Annotated in this window: 16 protein-coding genes; 6 read left to right on the forward strand and 10 right to left on the reverse strand. The window is 72.1% G+C overall.

Features of this window, described 5'->3' with window-relative positions:
- Window positions 1–75: 75 nt before the first annotated feature.
- Window positions 76–2,772 carry a GNAT family N-acetyltransferase gene (locus tag ACPWT1_RS08485; RefSeq protein WP_427914932.1) on the forward strand — a complete coding sequence of 899 codons (2,697 nt, stop codon included), beginning with the start codon at window positions 76–78 and terminating at the stop codon, window positions 2,770–2,772.
- A 21-nt stretch (window positions 2,773–2,793) separates the two neighbouring features.
- Here ACPWT1_RS08485 and ACPWT1_RS08490 read toward each other — a convergent pair whose 3' ends face one another.
- Together ACPWT1_RS08490 and ACPWT1_RS08495 are read right to left on the reverse strand one after the other, a co-directional pair.
- A complete protein-coding gene (locus ACPWT1_RS08490; protein WP_427914933.1) occupies window positions 2,794–3,249 on the reverse strand; it encodes a universal stress protein in 456 nt (151 codons plus the stop codon).
- A 52-nt stretch (window positions 3,250–3,301) separates the two neighbouring features.
- Window positions 3,302–3,766, reverse strand: a complete 465-nt coding sequence (locus tag ACPWT1_RS08495; protein ID WP_427914934.1) for a phasin family protein — start codon at window positions 3,764–3,766, stop codon at window positions 3,302–3,304.
- A 140-nt stretch (window positions 3,767–3,906) separates the two neighbouring features.
- Here ACPWT1_RS08495 and ACPWT1_RS08500 point away from each other — a divergent pair, with 140 nt between their 5' ends.
- The 3 genes from ACPWT1_RS08500 (at window position 3,907) to mgtA (ending at window position 7,625) form a co-directional block, all read left to right on the forward strand.
- On the forward strand, window positions 3,907–4,035 hold the full coding sequence (locus tag ACPWT1_RS08500; RefSeq protein WP_427914935.1) for a hypothetical protein: 129 nt from the start codon (window positions 3,907–3,909) through the stop codon (window positions 4,033–4,035).
- Window positions 4,036–4,100: 65 nt separating this feature from the next.
- Entirely contained in the window at window positions 4,101–4,934 is an 834-nt protein-coding gene (locus ACPWT1_RS08505) for a universal stress protein (RefSeq protein ID WP_427914936.1), read from the forward strand.
- A gap of 12 nt (window positions 4,935–4,946) precedes the next feature.
- Window positions 4,947–7,625, forward strand: a complete 2,679-nt coding sequence (mgtA, locus tag ACPWT1_RS08510) for a magnesium-translocating P-type ATPase (RefSeq protein ID WP_427914937.1) — start codon at window positions 4,947–4,949, stop codon at window positions 7,623–7,625.
- Here mgtA and ACPWT1_RS08515 read toward each other — a convergent pair.
- From ACPWT1_RS08515 to ACPWT1_RS08525, 3 genes are all read right to left on the reverse strand, one after another.
- Window positions 7,563–8,054 carry a CDP-archaeol synthase gene (locus ACPWT1_RS08515; protein ID WP_427914938.1) on the reverse strand — a complete coding sequence of 164 codons (492 nt, stop codon included), beginning with the start codon at window positions 8,052–8,054 and terminating at the stop codon, window positions 7,563–7,565. The two genes, mgtA and ACPWT1_RS08515, sit on opposite strands and share 63 nt — an antisense overlap.
- A gap of 27 nt (window positions 8,055–8,081) precedes the next feature.
- A complete protein-coding gene (locus ACPWT1_RS08520) occupies window positions 8,082–8,330 on the reverse strand; it encodes a hypothetical protein (RefSeq protein ID WP_427914939.1) in 249 nt (82 codons plus the stop codon).
- A gap of 90 nt (window positions 8,331–8,420) precedes the next feature.
- The gene (locus ACPWT1_RS08525; RefSeq protein WP_427914940.1) at window positions 8,421–8,762 is read right to left on the reverse strand and encodes a hypothetical protein; all 342 of its coding nucleotides are present in this window, start codon (window positions 8,760–8,762) and stop codon (window positions 8,421–8,423) included.
- Window positions 8,763–8,802: 40 nt separating this feature from the next.
- On the opposite strand from ACPWT1_RS08525, the gene ACPWT1_RS08530 reads away from it, so the two are divergent.
- Window positions 8,803–10,719 carry a CHASE3 domain-containing protein gene (locus ACPWT1_RS08530; protein WP_427914941.1) on the forward strand — a complete coding sequence of 639 codons (1,917 nt, stop codon included), beginning with the start codon at window positions 8,803–8,805 and terminating at the stop codon, window positions 10,717–10,719.
- Between the two features lie 119 nt (window positions 10,720–10,838).
- Entirely contained in the window at window positions 10,839–11,294 is a 456-nt protein-coding gene (locus ACPWT1_RS08535; protein WP_427914942.1) for a hemerythrin domain-containing protein, read from the forward strand.
- Here ACPWT1_RS08535 and ACPWT1_RS08540 read toward each other — a convergent pair whose 3' ends face one another.
- From ACPWT1_RS08540 to ACPWT1_RS08560, 5 genes are read right to left on the reverse strand one after another with little or no spacing between them, the layout of a single operon-like run.
- The gene (locus ACPWT1_RS08540; RefSeq protein WP_427914943.1) at window positions 11,295–11,723 is read right to left on the reverse strand and encodes a hypothetical protein; all 429 of its coding nucleotides are present in this window, start codon (window positions 11,721–11,723) and stop codon (window positions 11,295–11,297) included.
- Window positions 11,724–11,747: 24 nt separating this feature from the next.
- Window positions 11,748–12,950, reverse strand: coding sequence for an efflux RND transporter periplasmic adaptor subunit (locus tag ACPWT1_RS08545; protein WP_427914944.1), 1,203 nt, complete (start codon window positions 12,948–12,950; stop codon window positions 11,748–11,750).
- Between the two features lie 4 nt (window positions 12,951–12,954).
- Window positions 12,955–15,321, reverse strand: a complete 2,367-nt coding sequence (locus ACPWT1_RS08550; protein WP_427914945.1) for an FtsX-like permease family protein — start codon at window positions 15,319–15,321, stop codon at window positions 12,955–12,957.
- 4 nt (window positions 15,322–15,325) lie between these two features.
- Window positions 15,326–16,051: an ABC transporter ATP-binding protein gene (locus ACPWT1_RS08555; RefSeq protein ID WP_427914946.1), complete on the reverse strand. Its 726-nt coding sequence runs from the start codon at window positions 16,049–16,051 to the stop codon at window positions 15,326–15,328.
- 8 nt (window positions 16,052–16,059) lie between these two features.
- Entirely contained in the window at window positions 16,060–16,488 is a 429-nt protein-coding gene (locus ACPWT1_RS08560; RefSeq protein WP_427914947.1) for an Hsp20/alpha crystallin family protein, read from the reverse strand.
- Between the last annotated feature and the right edge of the window lie 2 nt (window positions 16,489–16,490).

Consider the following 16,490-nt stretch of genomic DNA (forward strand, 5'->3'; position numbering starts at 1 on the left):
CCGGATTGACCTGGCGCAAACGCGGTGGCCGGCGGCTGCCTACGCTGGGACACCGCTGCAGACCGAGGAATCCCCATGAGCATCCGCCATCTCGACCACCTGTTCGCTCCCCGCTCGGTCGCTGTCGTGGGCGTCTCGGCGCGCGAGGGGAACCTCGGCGCCATCGTGCTGCGCAACCTGCTGCAGGGGGACTTCGCCGGACCCATCTGGGCCGTCGACCGGCAGGCCGGCAAGGTGGAAGGCATCGACATCGTGGCTGGCGTCGAGGCGCTGCCCGGCGTGCCGGACCTCGCCGTCGTCTGCACGCCTCCCGCTGCGGTGCCCGGCATCGTCGAAGCGCTGGGGCGCAAGGGCACGCGAGCCGCGGTCGTGATCACGGCCGGCCTCAAGCAGGCCAGCCCGGACGGCGAGCGCACGCTGGAGCAGGCGATGCTCGACGCGGCCAGGCCGCACCTGCTTCGCGTCCTCGGCCCGAACTGCATCGGCGAGCTCGTGCCCGGCGCCGGCCTCAATGCGAGCTTCGCGCCCGCGAACGCGCACCCCGGCCGGCTGGCCTTCCTCACGCAGTCGGGCGCGCTCGCGACCGCGATGCTGGACTGGGCCAATGGCCAGGACATCGGGTTCTCGCACTTCGTCTCGCTGGGCGACAGCGCCGACGTGGACTTCGGCGACGTGCTGGACTACCTGGCCGTGGAGCCCGGCACGGGGGCGATCCTGATGTACATGGAGTCCGTCAAGCACGCCCGCAAGTTCATGTCCGCCGCGCGCGCGGCGGCCCGCAACAAGCCGGTGATCGTCGTGAAGGCCGGTCGCGCGCCCGAGGGCGCCCGCGCAGCCGCCTCGCACACGGGCGCGCTGGCCGGCTCCGATGCCGTGTTCGATGCCGCCGTGCGGCGTGCCGGCATGCTGCGCGTCGACACGCTGGAGGGACTGTTCGATGCGGCGCAGACCCTTGCGCACCAGAAGGCCTGGGTGGGCGAGCGGCTGGCGATCGTCACCAACGGCGGCGGCGCCGGCGTGCTCGCCGCTGATGCCCTGGCCCTGGCGCAGGGTGGGCTGGCGCAGCTGTCCGCGCAGACGTCGCAGGCGCTCGAGGCCTGCCTGCCGCCCGGCTGGTCGCATGGCAATCCCATCGACATCGTCGGCGATGCGCCCGTGCAGCGGTACCGCGATGCGCTGCAGGTCCTGCTGGCGGCGCCGGAAGTGGACGGCGTCCTGTTCCTGCACGCGCCGACCGCCATCGTGCCCCCGGCGGCCATCGCCGAGGGCTGCCTGCCGCTCGTGAAGGCCGCCGGCAAGCCGGTGCTGAGTTGCTGGCTTGGCGGCCCCATCGTGCAGGCGGCACAGCGCATCTTCGGCGCGGCGGGGCTGCCCTGCTATGCCAGCCCCGAACGCGCGGTGGACGCCTGGATGCAGCTGGTGCACTACCACCGGCACCAGGCCGCCTTGCTGGAGCTTCCGTCGGCGCAGGCGCCGGAGGTCCGGCCCGATCGCGCCGCCTCCCAGCGTGCGCTGGACGAGGCACTGGCCAGCGGCCACGAGTGGCTCGATGCCGCGCAGGCGATGGACGTGCTGCGGGCCTACGGCATCCCCGTGATCCCCACCCGCAAGGTCCGCGATGCGGAGGAGGCCGTGAGCGCCGCCATGGACCTCGGCTTCCCCGTGGCGCTGAAGATCGTCGCGCCGCAGATCGTGCACAAATCGGAGGCGGGCGGCGTCGCGCTGAACCTCGACTCGCCCGATGCCGTGCGCACCGCCTGCGTCCTCATGCGCCAGCACGTCGCCCGCGCAAGCCCGCATGCAAGGGTGCAGGGATTCACCGTGCAGCCGATGGCGCATCCGCGCTCCGACGGCCACGAGTTGATCCTGGGCATCGCCACCGATCCGGTGTTCGGGCCGGTGATCCTGTTCGGGATCGGCGGCACCGGCGTCGAGGTGCGCAAGGACACGGCGATGGAACTGCCACCGATGAATGCCAGGCTGGCGACCGACATGGTGGCGCGCACCCGCGTCGGCGCCTTGCTGGCGGGCTACCGGGACCGGCCGGGCGTGAACCACCAGGCCCTGGTGGATGCGATGCTGCGCGTGTCGCAACTGGCGGCCGACCTGCCGGCGCTCGTCGAGCTGGACATCAATCCGCTGGTCGCGGATGCCGATGGCGTGCTCGCCCTCGACGCCCGCATCCGCGTGCGCCGGCCGGACGCGGCCCAGGATGCGCGGCTCGCGCTGCGGCCGTACCCGGCGACCCTCGAAGACCAGGTGGACATCGGCGCGGTTCGCCTGCAGGTGCGGCCGATCCGTCCCGAGGACGGAGCCCGCCTCGCGTCGTTCTACGCGGCGGCCGACCCGCGCTCGATGCGCCTGCGGTTCTTCCACTCGCGGCGCGAGGTGCCGCACAGCGAACTCGCCCGCTACTGCCAGATCGACTACGACCGCGACATGACGTTCATCGCCCTCGACGGCGATCGCATGGTGGGCGAGGTGCGCGCCGTGTGCGATCCGGACAACGAGAAGGCCGAGTTCGCCATCCACGTCGCGCAGGACTGGCAGCACCGCGGCCTCGGCCGCCGGCTGCTGGACAAGCTGGTCGCCTATCTGCGCACGCGTGGCACGTCCGAGCTGGTGGGCCAGTGCCTGGAGGAGAACGTCGCGATGGCCGCGCTGGCGCGCCGTGCCGGCTTCAAGGTCGCAGCGGTCCCCGACGGCCTGGTCGTGCTGCGGTTGCCCCTGACCGGCCGCACGTGGTGGGAAGGCGGCGCGGCACAGGTGTGAGGAGCTGCGGCGCGGCCCCTCTCAGGACGGGGAGGGCGTCCGTTCCCGGACCACCAGGGTCGCCACGGGCGCCAGCCGCAGGATCTGCTCCGCGCCGCTGCCGAGGAGCAGCCGCTGCAGTCCACGGCGGCCGTGGCTGCCCAGCACGATGAGGTCCGCGTTCCAGGCCACCGCGGCATCCGAGACGACCTCGCCCAGGCGGTGCCCCACGCCTGTGACCAGCCGGCTCTCGGCCGGCACCCCCGCGGACGCGCAGATGTCCAGCGCCGCCTTCACCACGCGCTCGCCTTCGTCATGCGCGAGCGCCATCAAGGTCCGCGCATCGCTGTACGGACTGAGGTAGAGCAGGTCACTGATGTCGTGCAGCACGAGCACGCGGCCGCCGACATCGCGCGCAAGCTGCAAGGCGGTGACGAGCGCGCGGTTCGAAGGTTCGCTGCCGTCGACGGGAACCAGGATTCGTCTGTAGTGGGGCATGGGGGGCTCCAGTGTCGGTCGGGTGTTGCACGGGCGCGCTGGCGCGGGGCGCTCAGGCCGCCGGGCGGACGCCGCCGTTCACGTTGAAGAAGAAGGGGTTCAGGCCGGGCATGGGCACCTGGCCGGCGAGCCCCGAGGACATCTGGTCGGCTTCGGACTGGGCTGCGGAGGCCGTGCTCCCCAGGAGCTCACGCTCCATCTCGAGGATGGCCGAGGCGACCTGCTGCCAGTACATCGCGGCGCCCTGCATGTCGAACCGGATCATCTCGGTCTGCATGGCCACGAGATCCATCGGGTGGCAGGGCTCGTTCAGTTTCTCCGCGATCGCCTGGTGGTGGGCGAGGGCCTGGTGCGCGGTCTTCTGCTGCACGCGTCGGACGGCTTCGAAGCCGCGGAACATCGCGCAGCAGGCCTGCGTGCATGCGGCGAGTTGCTGGCGCGGCAGGTCGTTCCACGCTGCGAGGTCGGCACCGGCCGGGGAAGGACCGGCCGTGGCGCTGGGCTTGCGGGTGCTCATGGCAATCTCCTGGTGGGGTGGCACCGCCATTCTTGGGCGCGGGCCGCCGCCCGCCTTGATCGAGCGCAAGCCCGCCGCAAATGCGCGCCTGATTTGCGCCTGCGCAAGGCACGCGCCCGGCAGGGCGCCATGCTGCGCCCATGAACACCGTTCCTCGCACGCCAGGAAGGAGCCGCAGCCGGGGCGGCGTCTGGCTCTACGTCCTCACCTGGACGATCGTGGTCGCCTCGTTCGGCGCCGCGCTCCTGCTGATCCTGCTGACGCCCTGATGCGGCCGGACACGCGCGCCTCAGCCGTCGTCGCCGCCGCCCGTGACAGACCGATGGAGACCTCCATGACCGCCGACCTCCGCTGCATCGTCGTCCACCTCGACGGGCCCGAACGCGCGCGCGAGCGGCTGCTGCTCGGCAGGAAACTGGCGGCCGCGCATGGCGCGCAGCTGCGCGTCCACTATGCAGCCGTTCCGACGGCCCGGCTGCTTCCGGTGGAGAGCGACTCCGCGCCAGGTGTCATGGACGCCCTGCTGGCGATTGAGGACGAGCGGCGCCGCCAGTCACGCGAGGTGTTCGAGGACCTCGTCCGGCAGGACGGCCCGGCGATGACATGGTCGCAGTCCGGCGACCTCGAGCCCGGCCCTGAATTCGCCCGTGCCGCGATGTACGGCGACCTGATGGTCCTGGGGCAGTTCGACGCATCGGCGCGCGGCCCCGCGATGCCGGAGGACTTCGCCGCCACCGTGCTGGCCCGCAGCGGCCGGCCGGCGCTCCTCGTGCCCTGGGCGGGCAGCGTCGCGAGCGCGTTTGCCACGGTGGCGATCGCCTGGAAGGAGACGCCGGAGGCGGCGCGCGCCGTGGTCGCGGCGCTCCCCTTCCTGCACCGCGCAGCCGTCGTGCACATCCTGGCCTGGGGTGCCGAGCCGGAGGGCGGCAACCTGCCGCGGCTGGCGGCCTACCTGGCGCTGCACGGGATCCATGCCGAACGGCACCACGAGCCGCCCGCGGGCGCGCGTGACGTCGGCGAGGCGATGCTGTCGCGCTGTGCCGACCTCTCGGCCGACCTGCTGGTCATGGGCTGCTATGGCCATGGCCGGGCGCGCGAGTGGATCCTCGGTGGCGCTTCGCGCACCGTGCTGCGCTCGATGACGCTGCCGGTGCTGATGGCCCACTGAAGGCGCAGGGCGATGGCGGCGGCGCAGGCGACCCCGGCGCGCATCGAGGGAGACGCGCCGGAGGATGTTCCCGACGACTGGTGGCGGCGCGCGCCCGGTGAGCTCGCCGCGGCGCTGGGCTCGTCGGCCACCGGCTTGTCCGGCACGCAAGCCCAGGCCAGGCTGCTGGCCTGCGGACCCAATCGCATCGACGCCGGCGCCCGCGGCCCCTGGTTCTCCGAGGTCGCGCGCCGGCTGCGCAATCCGCTCGTGCTGGTGCTGGTCGCCGCCGGCGCCGCATCGCTCGCCACCGGCGAGAGCACCAGCGCCTGGATCATCGGCGGCATCGTCCTCCTGAGCATGGCCATCGACCTGGTCCAGCAGCGGCGTGCGGAATCGGCCGCGGCCGCGCTGGCGGCGCAGGTGGTGCTCACGGCACGCGTTCTGCGCGACGGGGCCGAGGTGGCGCTGCCGGTCGAGCAGATCGTCCCCGGCGACGTGGTGCGGCTGGCCGCCGGCTCGCAGGTGGCGGCCGATGGCGTGCTGCTGCAGGCCGCCGATCTCTTCGTGCAGCAGGCCGCCCTGTCCGGCGAACCGTTCCCGGTCGAGAAGCGCGTCGGCGCCGAGCCGGGTGCCGGCATCGAGGACGCCGCCGCGGTCGTGCTCATGGGCAGCAGCGTCATCTCCGGCAGTGCGCTGGTGCTCGTGTGCCGCACCGGTCGCCGGGCGCAGATGGGCGAGCTCGCACACCTGGTGTCCACCGCACGCGGCGAGCTCGCCTTCGACCGCGACCTGCGCCAGTTCGGCAGCTTCATCCTGCGCCTGGCCGTCTTCCTCGTGCTGTTCGTGGTGCTGGTGGGGGGCGTCCTGCACCGGCCCTGGCTGGAGACGCTGCTGTTCGCGCTGGCCCTCGCGGTCGGCATCACGCCGGAGCTGCTGCCCATGGTGGTGACGCTGTGCCTGCTCGGTGGCGCGCGGCGGATGGCCGACGAGCAGGTGATCGTCAAGCGCATGGCCGCGATCCACGACCTCGGCGCCATGGACGTGCTGTGCACCGACAAGACGGGCACGCTGACCGAGGCCCACATCGCGCTGGCACGCCACGTCGACATCGCCGGGCGCGACAGTGCGGGCGTGCTGCAGGACGCATTCCTCAACAGCCACTTCGGCACCGGGCTGCGCACGCCGCTCGAGGACGCGGTGCTGGCCCATGGCGGGGTGGACGCGGGCGGGTGGCGCAAGCTCCACGAGGTGCCGTTCGACTTCGAGCGGCGCCGCGTCTCCGTGCTGCTGGAAGGCGCCGCCGGGCGGCGTCTCTGCGTCAAGGGCGCCCCTGCCGACATCCTGCGCCTGTGCGACCGCTACGACGATGGCGGCGTGGCCCGGCCGTGGTCGGAGGCCTCGCGCGCGCAGGCGCAGGCCACGCTGGCGAACCTGGAAACCGCCGGCCTGCGCGTGCTGGGAGTGGCGTCCAGCACGGTGGGCCCGGAGGTCACCGATGCGCGCCTGGGCGACGAGGCCACCCTCGTCTTCGGCGGCTTCGCGGCCTTCCTCGATCCGCCCAAGGCCGACGCCGCGCGCACCGTGCGCAAGCTGCTGGCGCGCGGTGTCCACCTGAAGGTGCTCACGGGCGACAGCGAGCTGGTCACGCGGCACGTGTGCGCCGCGCTGGGCATCCGCGTGCGCGGCGTGCTGCTCGGCAGCGAGATGGCGGCGCTGGATGACCGCGCGCTGGCGCACCGTGCGCAGAAGGCCAACCTGTTCTGCCGCGTGGACCCGATCCAGAAGAACCGCGTCATCCGGGCCCTGCGCGCCCGCGGCCACGTGGTCGGGTACCTCGGTGACGGCATCAACGACGCGCCCGCGCTGCACAGCGCCGACATCGGCATGTCGGTCGACACCGCCGCCGACCCGGCGCGCGCCGCGGCCGACCTGATCCTGCTGCGCCATGGGCTCGAGGTGCTGGCTGCCGCAGTGCGCGAGGGCAGGCGCACGTTCGCCAACACGCGCAAGTACATCCTGCTGGGCACCAGTTCCGCGTTCGGCAACATGGTGAGCATGGCCGCGGGTGCGGTGCTGCTGCCGTTCCTGCCGATGCTGCCGGTGCAGATCCTGCTGAACAACCTGCTGTACGACGTCGTCTCGGCGATGCTGCCGATGGACCGCGTGGAAGCGGCCGAGGTGCGGGGGCCGCAGCACTGGGACATGGTCCTCGTGCGGCGCTTCATGCTCGTCATCGGGCCGGTCAGTTCGCTGTTCGACCTGCTCACGTTCTGGCTGCTGCTGCAGGGGCTGGGTGCGACGCCGGCGCAGTTCCAGTCCGGCTGGTTCATCGAGTCGCTGGCCACCCAGGTGCTGGCCGTCTTCGTGATCCGCACGCGCGGACCGGCCCTCCATGGCCGGCCGCACCCGGCGCTGGTGGCCTGCGCCGGTGCCGTGCTGGCGGTCGCGGCCCTGCTGCCGTTCACGCCCGCGGGCGCCATGTTCGGGCTGGTCGTGCTGCCCGCGCACTTCTATGCCGCGCTGGCTGCGACGACGATCGCCTACCTGCTGCTGCTCGAAGCGGTGAAGCGGCGCTTCCACGCGGTCTGGCACGGCCATGCGCCTCGCGCCATGACGGCCCGGCAGGTCCGCCCGGGGCGCCTTCGTTCAGTACGGCCTGTCCTTGAGGCCGAAGCGATGCGACAGCCGCGCGAGCGGCGTCTCGAGTAGGGCGAAGGCGAGCAGGACGGCCGCGGCGGCGGCCCAGGGCAATCCCAGCGCCGGCTGCAGGACGAGCAGCGGCAGCAGCGACTCGGGCAGCTGGTCCAGCCCGAACGCCTGCCCGCTGGGTGGAACCGCGAGACGGCGCTTCACGAAACTGGCCATTGCATCGCCCGTCATCGCCAGCAGGGCGGCGACCGCGCCGAGTTCAGGCGCGAGACCGAGCAAGGGAGCGACCACCGAGCCGGCCAGGATCGCCGCGGCCAGGCCGCGCCACGTCTTGGAAGGACCGAGGAGCGGGCGCCCATCGATGAACACGCGGCCGCCGTCGATCGGCGTGTTCCACTGGTCGCCCAGCATGCCCTTGAGCACGATGGGCGCGATGTTCGACGCCGACAGCAGCAACAGCACGCGCAGCGCCAGCCACCAGGTGTCCATGTCCTGCTCCTTGCGACGACGTGGCCGCTACTTCTCGCCCGCGTGCGCCAGCGCCTCCATCACGCGCAGGTATGCGTTGCGCGCGGTGTCGCGGTGCCGCGCAGCTTCTGCGCCGAGCCGCGCGATCTCGGGCGAGTACGGTGCGCGCAGCGCCTCGGTCCACAGCAGGACTTCGGCCGCCAGCCACGCGTCCACCGCGGTCCGCCACTGCCCGTACAGGTCTTCGAACTGCAACAGGGCACTGCGGTCCTGGGGCGTCAGCGTTCGCACCATCATGCGACCATTGGAACCATTGTTCGACCTGGCCGCCTTGCGTTGCATCAAGGGCGGACAGGTCCCGCGACTTCGGACGAGGCTGCAGTGAAACTACTTCGTCCCGGCGCTGTCGCCGGAGGAGATCTCGCCCTTGCGCACCGCGTCCGACGCTTCGGCCTTGCGTTCCTTCGCAGCTTCCTTGCGTTCCTCGCGCGATACGCTCCGGGCCGCGCCCATGGCGCAGGGATCGTCGTCCGTCTTGCCGGCACGTGCGACCGTCGTGCCTTCCGCGGTCCGCGCGGCGCGGGCGTCCGCGCGTTCCTGCGCGGTGGTGGACTTGCTCGGCGTGGCTCTGCAGCCGCTGGCGTCCGCTTCGCCCGTCTGGGCGAAAGCGACCACCGCCGGGACGGCGAGCGCGGCGACGATGCATGCTTGGAGGGTTCGGTTCTTCATGGTGACTCCTGGAGGCCGCGGGCAAGGCGCCCGCTGGACCATGCTGGCCGACGCCGGGCCGGTCGCAATTGCGCCCGCGCAAGTCGCACCGCATCTGCGCGCCCGCAGGGCGGCTGAGCCGAGCCGGCCTGCGATGCGTGCGCTGGCGTTGCCCGCAGCGCTGACAGTGCTGCAGCTTGCGTCCGCATGGGGCCTGCCTAGACTGGCAGCCGGGCTGTTGCAGGCCGACTGGAGGAAGCAGATGCGTGATCCGGGTCCGGATCCCACGCGCGCCGGTTTCATCAGCGCGGCCATGGTGACGGTGCTGCTGGTGGCCGGGATCTACTGGCTGTCGTTGCAGCAGGACCGTGCGCAGAGATACGTCAGTCACACGCACGAAGTGCTGGCCGCGATCGCCGGCACGCGGGCCGACCTCGCGGAAGTGCAGAACCGCCTGCGCCGCTTCCTGGTCTCCGGCCGCACGGACGACCTCCAGTCGTACGAGGCAGCACGGCGAGCCGTTCACGCGGATGCCGAGCGGCTGGATGAGCTCACGCGTGACAACCCCGTCCAGCAGCGGAACATCGCGGAATTCGGCGCTGCCGTCGAGCCCCGGCTCAGCGCGGACGCCGAGGCCATCGCCGTGCGGCGCGACCACGGCGTGGAGGCCGCGCAGGCCTTCCTCGAGGAGAGCAGGGTGCCGCAGCAGTCCCGGCAGGTGCAGGACGTCCTGCAGCGCATGTCGATCGAGGAAAGCCGGCTCCTCGCCGGACGCCTGGACCGCCAGCAGCGGCAACTGGTGGCGTTCTGGGTCGCCATCGGCCTGGTGCTGGCCGGCCTGCTGACCGCCCTGGCGGTGCTCTACTGGCAACAGCGCCGGCGCGAAGCGGTCGAGCACCAGCTGCTGGACAGCGAGCGCCGTTTCCGCCTGATGACCGACGCGGTGCGGGACTATGCAATCGTGATGCTCGATGCCGGCGGGCATGTGCAGACCTGGAATGCGGGGGCGCGGCAGATCAAGGGCTACGAGGCCGACGAGATCATCGGCCGCCACTTCTCGGTCTTCTACACGCCCGAGGATCGCGCCTGCGGCGTCCCCACCACGCTGGTGGCAGCCGCATTGCGCGACGGCCACGTGCTGCACGAGGGCTGGCGCGTGCGCAAGGACGGCTCGCGCTTCTGGGCCGGCGTGGTGCTCACGCCGCTGAAGGACGAACAGGGCCGGCTCGCCGGCTTCACGAAGATCACCCGCGACCTCACCGACAGCCGCAAGGCCCAGGAGGTGGAACGGTCCCGCGAACTGTCGGCGCGGCTGATCGCCGCCCAGGAGCAGGAGCGACGCCACATCGCACGCGAGCTGCACGACGAGACCGGGCAGGCGCTGACGCTGATCCGCATGCAGCTGCAGCAGTTGCTGCCCGCGGGCGATTCCGGTGCTTCAGCCGCTGCGGAGGGCATCCGGCTGGTGGACGGCGCCATCGCGCACATCCGCGGCCTGTCGCTGCGGCTGCGGCCCCCGATGCTCGACGACCTGGGCCTGCAGGATGCGCTGGCGTGGCTGCTGGAGCAGCAGGCCCGCGCAGCAGGCTGGCGCCATCGGCTGGACATGCCCGACCTCGACGAGCGCCTGCCGGCCGATCTCGAGACCGCGTGCTTCCGCATCGTCCAGGAGGCTCTGACGAATGCGGCGCGCTCGAGTGGCGCGTCGGAAGTGCGTGTCTCGCTCTCGCTGGACGGCAGCCGCCTCGCGCTGGAGGTGCGCGACGACGGCTCCGGCTTCGACGTGGAGCGGTACCGGTCGCGGGAGGAGCGCACCCGTCACTTCGGCCTGGTCTCGATGGCCGAACGCGCAGCGATGGCCGGCGGCCACCTCGAGATCGACTCGGCCCCGGGCCGGGGCACGTGCATCCGCGCGAGCTTCGTGGTGCCGGCCGCGCAGCAGGCCGAGCAGCGCGACAGGGACGCCGCAACGGCCTAGCGGGCGGGCCGCGCACCACGCTCCAGGTGCCGTGTTCCGTTTCGCCTTGATGCTCGTCAAGCTGCGGGCGGCAGCTCGCGCCCAAGCTGGTCCCGGGCCTTCCGCCGCGGAGACATGCCATGACGACTGCCACCAGCTTCCAGATCCCTCCGCCGATCCAGGCCGAGCATGAGGCGCTGCATGCGCAACTGCGGGCCGCGACGCGCGCACCCGGCGAAGTGGGCCAGGCGGCCCTGGATGTCGCCCGGCTGCTTCATCCGCATTTCGTGCGCGAGGAAGAGTTCGCGCTGCCTCCGCTGGCGTTGCTGGCGCCGCTCGCGCGTGGCGAAGTCCAGGGCCTGGCGGACGTGCTTCCCATGACCCGGCGGTTGAAGGCCGAACTCCCCGCGATGCTGGCCGAGCACCAGCAGATCGTCGGCGCGCTGGAGAAGCTGCGCCGTGCCGCGCGCGGGGCCGGGCTCGACGAGCATGTCCGGTTCGCCGATGCCTTGATCCTGCATGCGCAGACGGAGGAGGCGGTCCTGTATCCCGCCGCGCTGCTGGTCGGCGAAGTGGCCGAGCTGCGCTCCCGCTGATCAGGAACCCGGGGCGGGGCTGAAACGGAAGACGACTTCGCGCACGCCCTTGGCATCGACGGTGACGTCGCTGCGCTGCACCTCCGCGGCGGTGGCGGCCTGCAGCGCATAGTGCCCAGGCGCGAGCCGGATCAGCAGTTCGGGCGCACCCAGCCCGCGGTCGAACACCACCCGGCCCTCCGCGTCGGTGATGCGCACGCGAACGTCGGCGAGGTATTCGCCCGAGCCGCGAACCGCCGTGCGCACGAACAGGGTGAACTGGTCGCGCGCCAGGTCGATCATCGCGACCTCCTCCTGGCCGATGCCGCCGATCAGGTAGCGCTGTCCTCCGGGCGTGTCGCCGGCCTCGATGGCCGAGGCCGCCGCCGCTGTGCCCAGCAGGGCGGCGAGGAGCGTGGCAAGGCGAAGGCGGCGCGTGGTTCGTGGCATGGTGATCTCCTCCCCGCAGTGTGCCTAGCGCTCGGGCCGGCGCACCGCGACCCGCTTGCCATCCTGCACCGCCGGCGGCGGGTACACGATGACGACCTGCCCGTGCTTCAGCCCGGAGCGGATCCAGGCCTCGCTGCCGTTGCGGCCGCCGACGTCCACCAGCTGCAGCTTCGCGCGGCCGGACTCCAGCCGGTAGACGGCCATGCCGCCATCGGCGATCGGGAACAGCGCGCCGACGGGGACGACCAGCGCCTGGTCCACGGACTGCGTGATCACCCGCAGCGTGACACGGTAGCCGTCGCCCATCACCTCCCAGCCCACCGGCGGGTCCACCAGGTCGACCAGCACCTTCACGCGCTGCTCCTCGATGCCCAGCGCCGACACCTTGGTGAAGGCGCCGGGCTCCACCCGGCGCACCACGCCCTCGACCGGCGGGCCGCCCCAGCGCTCGACCACCGCGCGCCTTCCCGGCTGTGCCTGCACGGCGTCGGTGGTCAGCAGTTCGGCCATGACCTCCAGCCGGCGCGGGTCGCCGATGTCCATGATGGGCGCGCCCGCGGCAACGGTCGCTTCGCTGGCCAGCGGGATGCGCAGCACGACGCCTTCGACCGGCGAGCGCAGCGCCAGCGGCTTGCCGGCGCGCACGCTGCCGCTCACGGGCTGCAGGGCGGCCGCGGCTTGGTCGCGGTCGTGCTCGGCGGCGTCCTGCGCGGCGCGGGCCGCGTCGAGCTCGCGCGTCGCTCCCGTCGCTCCCAGCCTGGCTTCGTCCAGGCGTGACGGGGCCACGAAGCCCTGGCGCGCCAGCTTCTCCGTGCGTTCCAGCTCGAGCCGCGCCTTGTCCAGCGACACGGCGGCGCGATCGACGCGCGCCACGGCCGCCGTGACGTTGGCGCGGGCGGCCTGGTAGCGGGCCTGCGCCTCGCGGGCGCTGCGTTCGTCGATCATGGCCGACATCGTCGGCAGCAGGACGGCCACCACGTCCCCGGCGGCCACCCGGTCGCCCTCCTTGAGCGCGATGCGCACCAGGCGCGCCGCGACCGGTGCGGAGACGGTGTAGCGGTCCTTCAGCCGGGTCTGGCTGTCCTCCTCGATGCCCTGCTCGAAATGGCTCACGGCGGCCACTGCCGTTTCCACCTGCACCGGCCGCGGCGAGAACGCCCAGGCCAGCAGGGCGACCGCGACCGCCGCGGCGGCGCCCCACGCGACATGCTTCCTGCGCAACTGCATGGCTCTACTCCCGTGTCTTGAGGGCCGCGACCATGTCCAGCCGGTCGATGCGGCGGCGAACGACGAGCGCGCTGCCGACGCCCGCAGCGAGCACGCACACCGCCGCCCACGCATACGTGCGCGGCTGGATCGCCACCGGGAACATGAACTGGTCGGAGCGGATGGCCTGCACGACCCCGTGCGTCAGCGCCCATCCCAGCAGCATCCCGAGCGGCAGGGCCACGGCGATGCCGAGCGCGAGTTCGCCCAGCAGCAGCAGCGACACCTCGGTCCGCGTGAACCCGAGCACCCGGAGGCTGGCCAGTTCCCAGGTGCGCTCGGCCAGCGCGATGCGTGCGTTGTTGTAGACGACGCCGACCGCGATCACGGCCGCGAAGGCGGTGAGGATGCTGCCGATGATGCGCACGTTGCGCGCCGTGATCTCCTGCATGTTGCGCAGCATCGTGGCCTTGCTGAAGGCGCCCGCCACGCGCGGCAGCTGCTGCGTGTCCTGGAGCACCGAGGGCAGGGCGTGCGCGCCGACCCGCAGGCTGAAGTTGTTCGCGAGGTCGCCTTCGCCGAGCAGGCGGTTGAGGCTCTCGCGCTGCATGAACGCGTTCAGTCCCATCATGTCGCTGACGGTGCGCTCCACCAGCACCTCGCGCACCTGGCGCCGTCCTTCGCGCACCTCGATCGTGACGTGGTCGCCCGGTCGCAGTCCCAGCTTGGCGGCCAGCCGGTCGGTCATCACCAGGCCATAGGTCCCCGGCAGCGCCACGCGGCCGTCGCTGTCCACGATGCGCTGCAGCGACGGCACCGCGGTGCGGCCTTCGATGTTGCCGTTCTCGCTGGCCTGGCCATGGCTGAAGCGCACCGCGACGCGGCGCCCCGTCTCCACCTGCAGCACGCCGGGCACCCGGGCCAGTTCGCGCCCGGCCGCCGCATCGACCGCGTCCGTCATCCAGACCACCACGTCGCCGCGCATGGCCAGCGTGAACTGCGAGTCGACGATCGCATCCATCGCGTCGCGGAAGAAGTTGCCCATGATCACGATCGCGACTGCCGCGGCGATGCCGCCCGTGGTCAGCGCGCTGCGCAGCGGGCGCCGCTCGATGTTGCGCAGGATCATGCGCAGCGCGGGCGTGAGGCGACCCGGCACCAGGCGTTCCAGCAGCGCGGGACGGTAGCGGCCCGGCGCCGGCGGCCGCATCGCCTCCGCCGGCGACAGGCGCACTGTGGCTCCGATCGCCGTCAGCGTGCCCAAGACGGCGGTCGTGCCGACGATGGCGAGGCCGAGCGCCGCGAGTCCCGGCGCCACGTGGTGCTCGAAGCGCGGGAAGCGGAACACCTCGGCATAGAGCCCGACGAGTCCGCCGCCGAGCCAGCGGCCGAGCAGCAGTCCGAGCACGTAGCCCCCCAGGATCATGGGCGTCACGAGCTTCAGGTAGTGCAGCGCGATGGTCCCGTTGCGGTAGCCCAGTGCCTTGAGCGCGGCCACCTGCTCGCGCTGGGTGGCCACCAGGCGGGCAGTGACGACATGAAGCAGGAATCCCGCGACGGCCAGGAAGATGCCGGGCAGCACCGTGCCGATCACGCGCTGCTCGCGCACCTCGTTGTCGAGCATCGCGTGCGAGGGCTGCTCGTCGCGGCCATGCGCAGGGGCACCGCCCAGCGGCGCGAGGCGGCGCGTCACCATGTCCAGCACGGCCTGCTGCGACGCATCGGGCGCGAGCTTGAACGCCACGCGGTTGAACGCGCCGCGCAGGTCCATCGCCGCCGCGAGTTCGTCCCTCGCCACCCAGAACACGCCGAAGGCACGCATGTCGGGCATGCCCATGAGGCCGCCAAAGATGTACTCGGGCGAGAGCGCCGTGCCGGTGATGCGCAGCGTGCGGCGCTTGCCGTTCACCAGCGCGGACACGGTGGCGCCAGGGCGCAGCTGGTGGGCGTCGGCGAAGCTCTCGTTGACCACTGCCTCCATGTCGCCGCCCGCGTGCGCCGCCGCCGAGGGCCATTGCCCGGTGCGCAACTGCACCTGGTTGAGCGCCTGCGGATGTCGCTCGTCCCATCCGATCAGCTGCCCCATCACGGGGTCCACCGACCCGGGCACCGTGATGCGCGCCATCGCCTCCACCGTCGGCTGGACGGCGAGGACGCCGGCGACCTCGGCCAGGCGCTGGACCATCGCGTCGGGCGCGCGCCTGACCGACGCGAAGGCATCGGCGAAATGGCCCTGCGCGTAGAAGCTGTCGCGTGCTTCCTCCAGCGACGCCACGGCCGACAAGGTGGCGATGAAGCCGCCGATGCCGCTGGCCACCACCATCGCGATCGTGAGCGCCTGGCTCCACAGCAGGCGCAGGTCGCGCAGCACCTTGCGGTCGAGGGCTCGCATGGCGTCACCAGGAGAGTTCGGATGGCGTGAGCCGCCGCGCGGGCTTCTCGATCCCGGCGATGCGGCCGTCGGCGACGCGGATGACGCGGTCTGCCATCGCCGCGATGGCCGCGTTGTGCGTGATGACGATGGCCGTGGTGCCCAGGTCCTGGTTGATGCGGGCGATGACTTCCAGCACCAGCTTGCCGGTCGCATAGTCCAGCGCGCCGGTCGGCTCGTCGCACAGCAGCAGCTGCGGCCGCTTGGCGATGGCGCGGGCGATCGCCACCCGCTGCTGCTCGCCGCCGGACAGCTGGGAGGGGAAGTGCTGCCGGCGCGGCATCAGCGCGACCAGGCCGAGCGCCTCGTCCACCGGCATCGGGTCGGCCGCGATGTCCGTCACGAGCGCGACGTTCTCGGCCACCGTGAGGCTCGGGATCAGGTTGTAGAACTGGAACACGAAGCCGACGTGCTCGCGCCGGTACATGGTGAGCGCATCGTCGCCGGCATGGGCGAGGGAATGGTCGCGGAAGCTGATCTCGCCCGACGTGGGAACGTCCAGGCCGCCCAGCAGGTTCAGCAGGGTCGACTTGCCGCTTCCGGAGGCGCCCAGCAGCACCACGAACTCGCCCTGCGCGACGTCGAGGTCGACGTCGCTCAAGGCATGCACGGCGGAGTCGCCGCTGCCATAGGTCTTGGTCAGCGCGCGCGCCCGCAGGACGGCTGCTTCTGCTGCCGGCGCGGGCGCCATCTGCGGGCCTACTGGATGGCGATGCGTCGGCTGTCGGCGGGCGCGGCCTTCGGCAGGTCCAGCGTCAGCACGCCGTCGGCGTACTTCGCCTGCACCTTGGCCGCGTCGACGTCCTGCGCCAGGCTGAAGCTGCGCGAGATGCTGCCGTAGTGGCGCTCGGTGCGCAGCACCTTGTCGCCGTTGCCCTTGCTCTCCTTCTCGTCCCTGGCCTCGGCCTCGATGCTCACCATGTTGCCCTCGACGCGGACGCTGATGTCGTCCTTCTTCACGCCGGGGATGTCGGCCTTCACGGTGTAGGCCTTGTCGTTCTCGGAGACGTCGATGCGCATCTTCAGTTGCGGCACCTCGGACTCGAACAGGGTGGGGGAGAAGAAGCGGCGCACGGCGTTCTCGAAGCCGTCGCCGAAGTTCGGATCCAGAAGTCGGAGGTTGTTCATGG

It is taken from the genome of Ramlibacter sp. MMS24-I3-19 (assembly GCF_050320135.1).
Taxonomy (GTDB): Bacteria; Pseudomonadota; Gammaproteobacteria; order Burkholderiales; family Burkholderiaceae_C; genus Ramlibacter.

Coding starts and splice junctions, on each gene's coding strand:
- ACPWT1_RS08520 (WP_427914939.1), bottom strand. CDS start 8,330: ATGATGGTGCGAACGCTGACGCCCCAGGACCGCAGTGCCCTGTTGCAG.
- ACPWT1_RS08560 (WP_427914947.1), bottom strand. CDS start 16,488: ATGAACAACCTCCGACTTCTGGATCCGAACTTCGGCGACGGCTTCGAG.
- ACPWT1_RS08525 (WP_427914940.1), bottom strand. CDS start 8,762: ATGAAGAACCGAACCCTCCAAGCATGCATCGTCGCCGCGCTCGCCGTC.
- ACPWT1_RS08535 (WP_427914942.1), top strand. CDS start 10,839: ATGACGACTGCCACCAGCTTCCAGATCCCTCCGCCGATCCAGGCCGAG.
- ACPWT1_RS08555 (WP_427914946.1), bottom strand. CDS start 16,051: ATGGCGCCCGCGCCGGCAGCAGAAGCAGCCGTCCTGCGGGCGCGCGCG.
- mgtA (WP_427914937.1), top strand. CDS start 4,947: ATGGCGGCGGCGCAGGCGACCCCGGCGCGCATCGAGGGAGACGCGCCG.
- ACPWT1_RS08505 (WP_427914936.1), top strand. CDS start 4,101: ATGACCGCCGACCTCCGCTGCATCGTCGTCCACCTCGACGGGCCCGAA.
- ACPWT1_RS08490 (WP_427914933.1), bottom strand. CDS start 3,249: ATGCCCCACTACAGACGAATCCTGGTTCCCGTCGACGGCAGCGAACCT.
- ACPWT1_RS08530 (WP_427914941.1), top strand. CDS start 8,803: ATGCTGGCCGACGCCGGGCCGGTCGCAATTGCGCCCGCGCAAGTCGCA.
- ACPWT1_RS08515 (WP_427914938.1), bottom strand. CDS start 8,054: ATGGACACCTGGTGGCTGGCGCTGCGCGTGCTGTTGCTGCTGTCGGCG.
- ACPWT1_RS08500 (WP_427914935.1), top strand. CDS start 3,907: ATGAACACCGTTCCTCGCACGCCAGGAAGGAGCCGCAGCCGGGGCGGC.
- ACPWT1_RS08495 (WP_427914934.1), bottom strand. CDS start 3,766: ATGAGCACCCGCAAGCCCAGCGCCACGGCCGGTCCTTCCCCGGCCGGT.
- ACPWT1_RS08485 (WP_427914932.1), top strand. CDS start 76: ATGAGCATCCGCCATCTCGACCACCTGTTCGCTCCCCGCTCGGTCGCT.
- ACPWT1_RS08545 (WP_427914944.1), bottom strand. CDS start 12,950: ATGCAGTTGCGCAGGAAGCATGTCGCGTGGGGCGCCGCCGCGGCGGTC.
- ACPWT1_RS08540 (WP_427914943.1), bottom strand. CDS start 11,723: ATGCCACGAACCACGCGCCGCCTTCGCCTTGCCACGCTCCTCGCCGCC.
- ACPWT1_RS08550 (WP_427914945.1), bottom strand. CDS start 15,321: ATGCGAGCCCTCGACCGCAAGGTGCTGCGCGACCTGCGCCTGCTGTGG.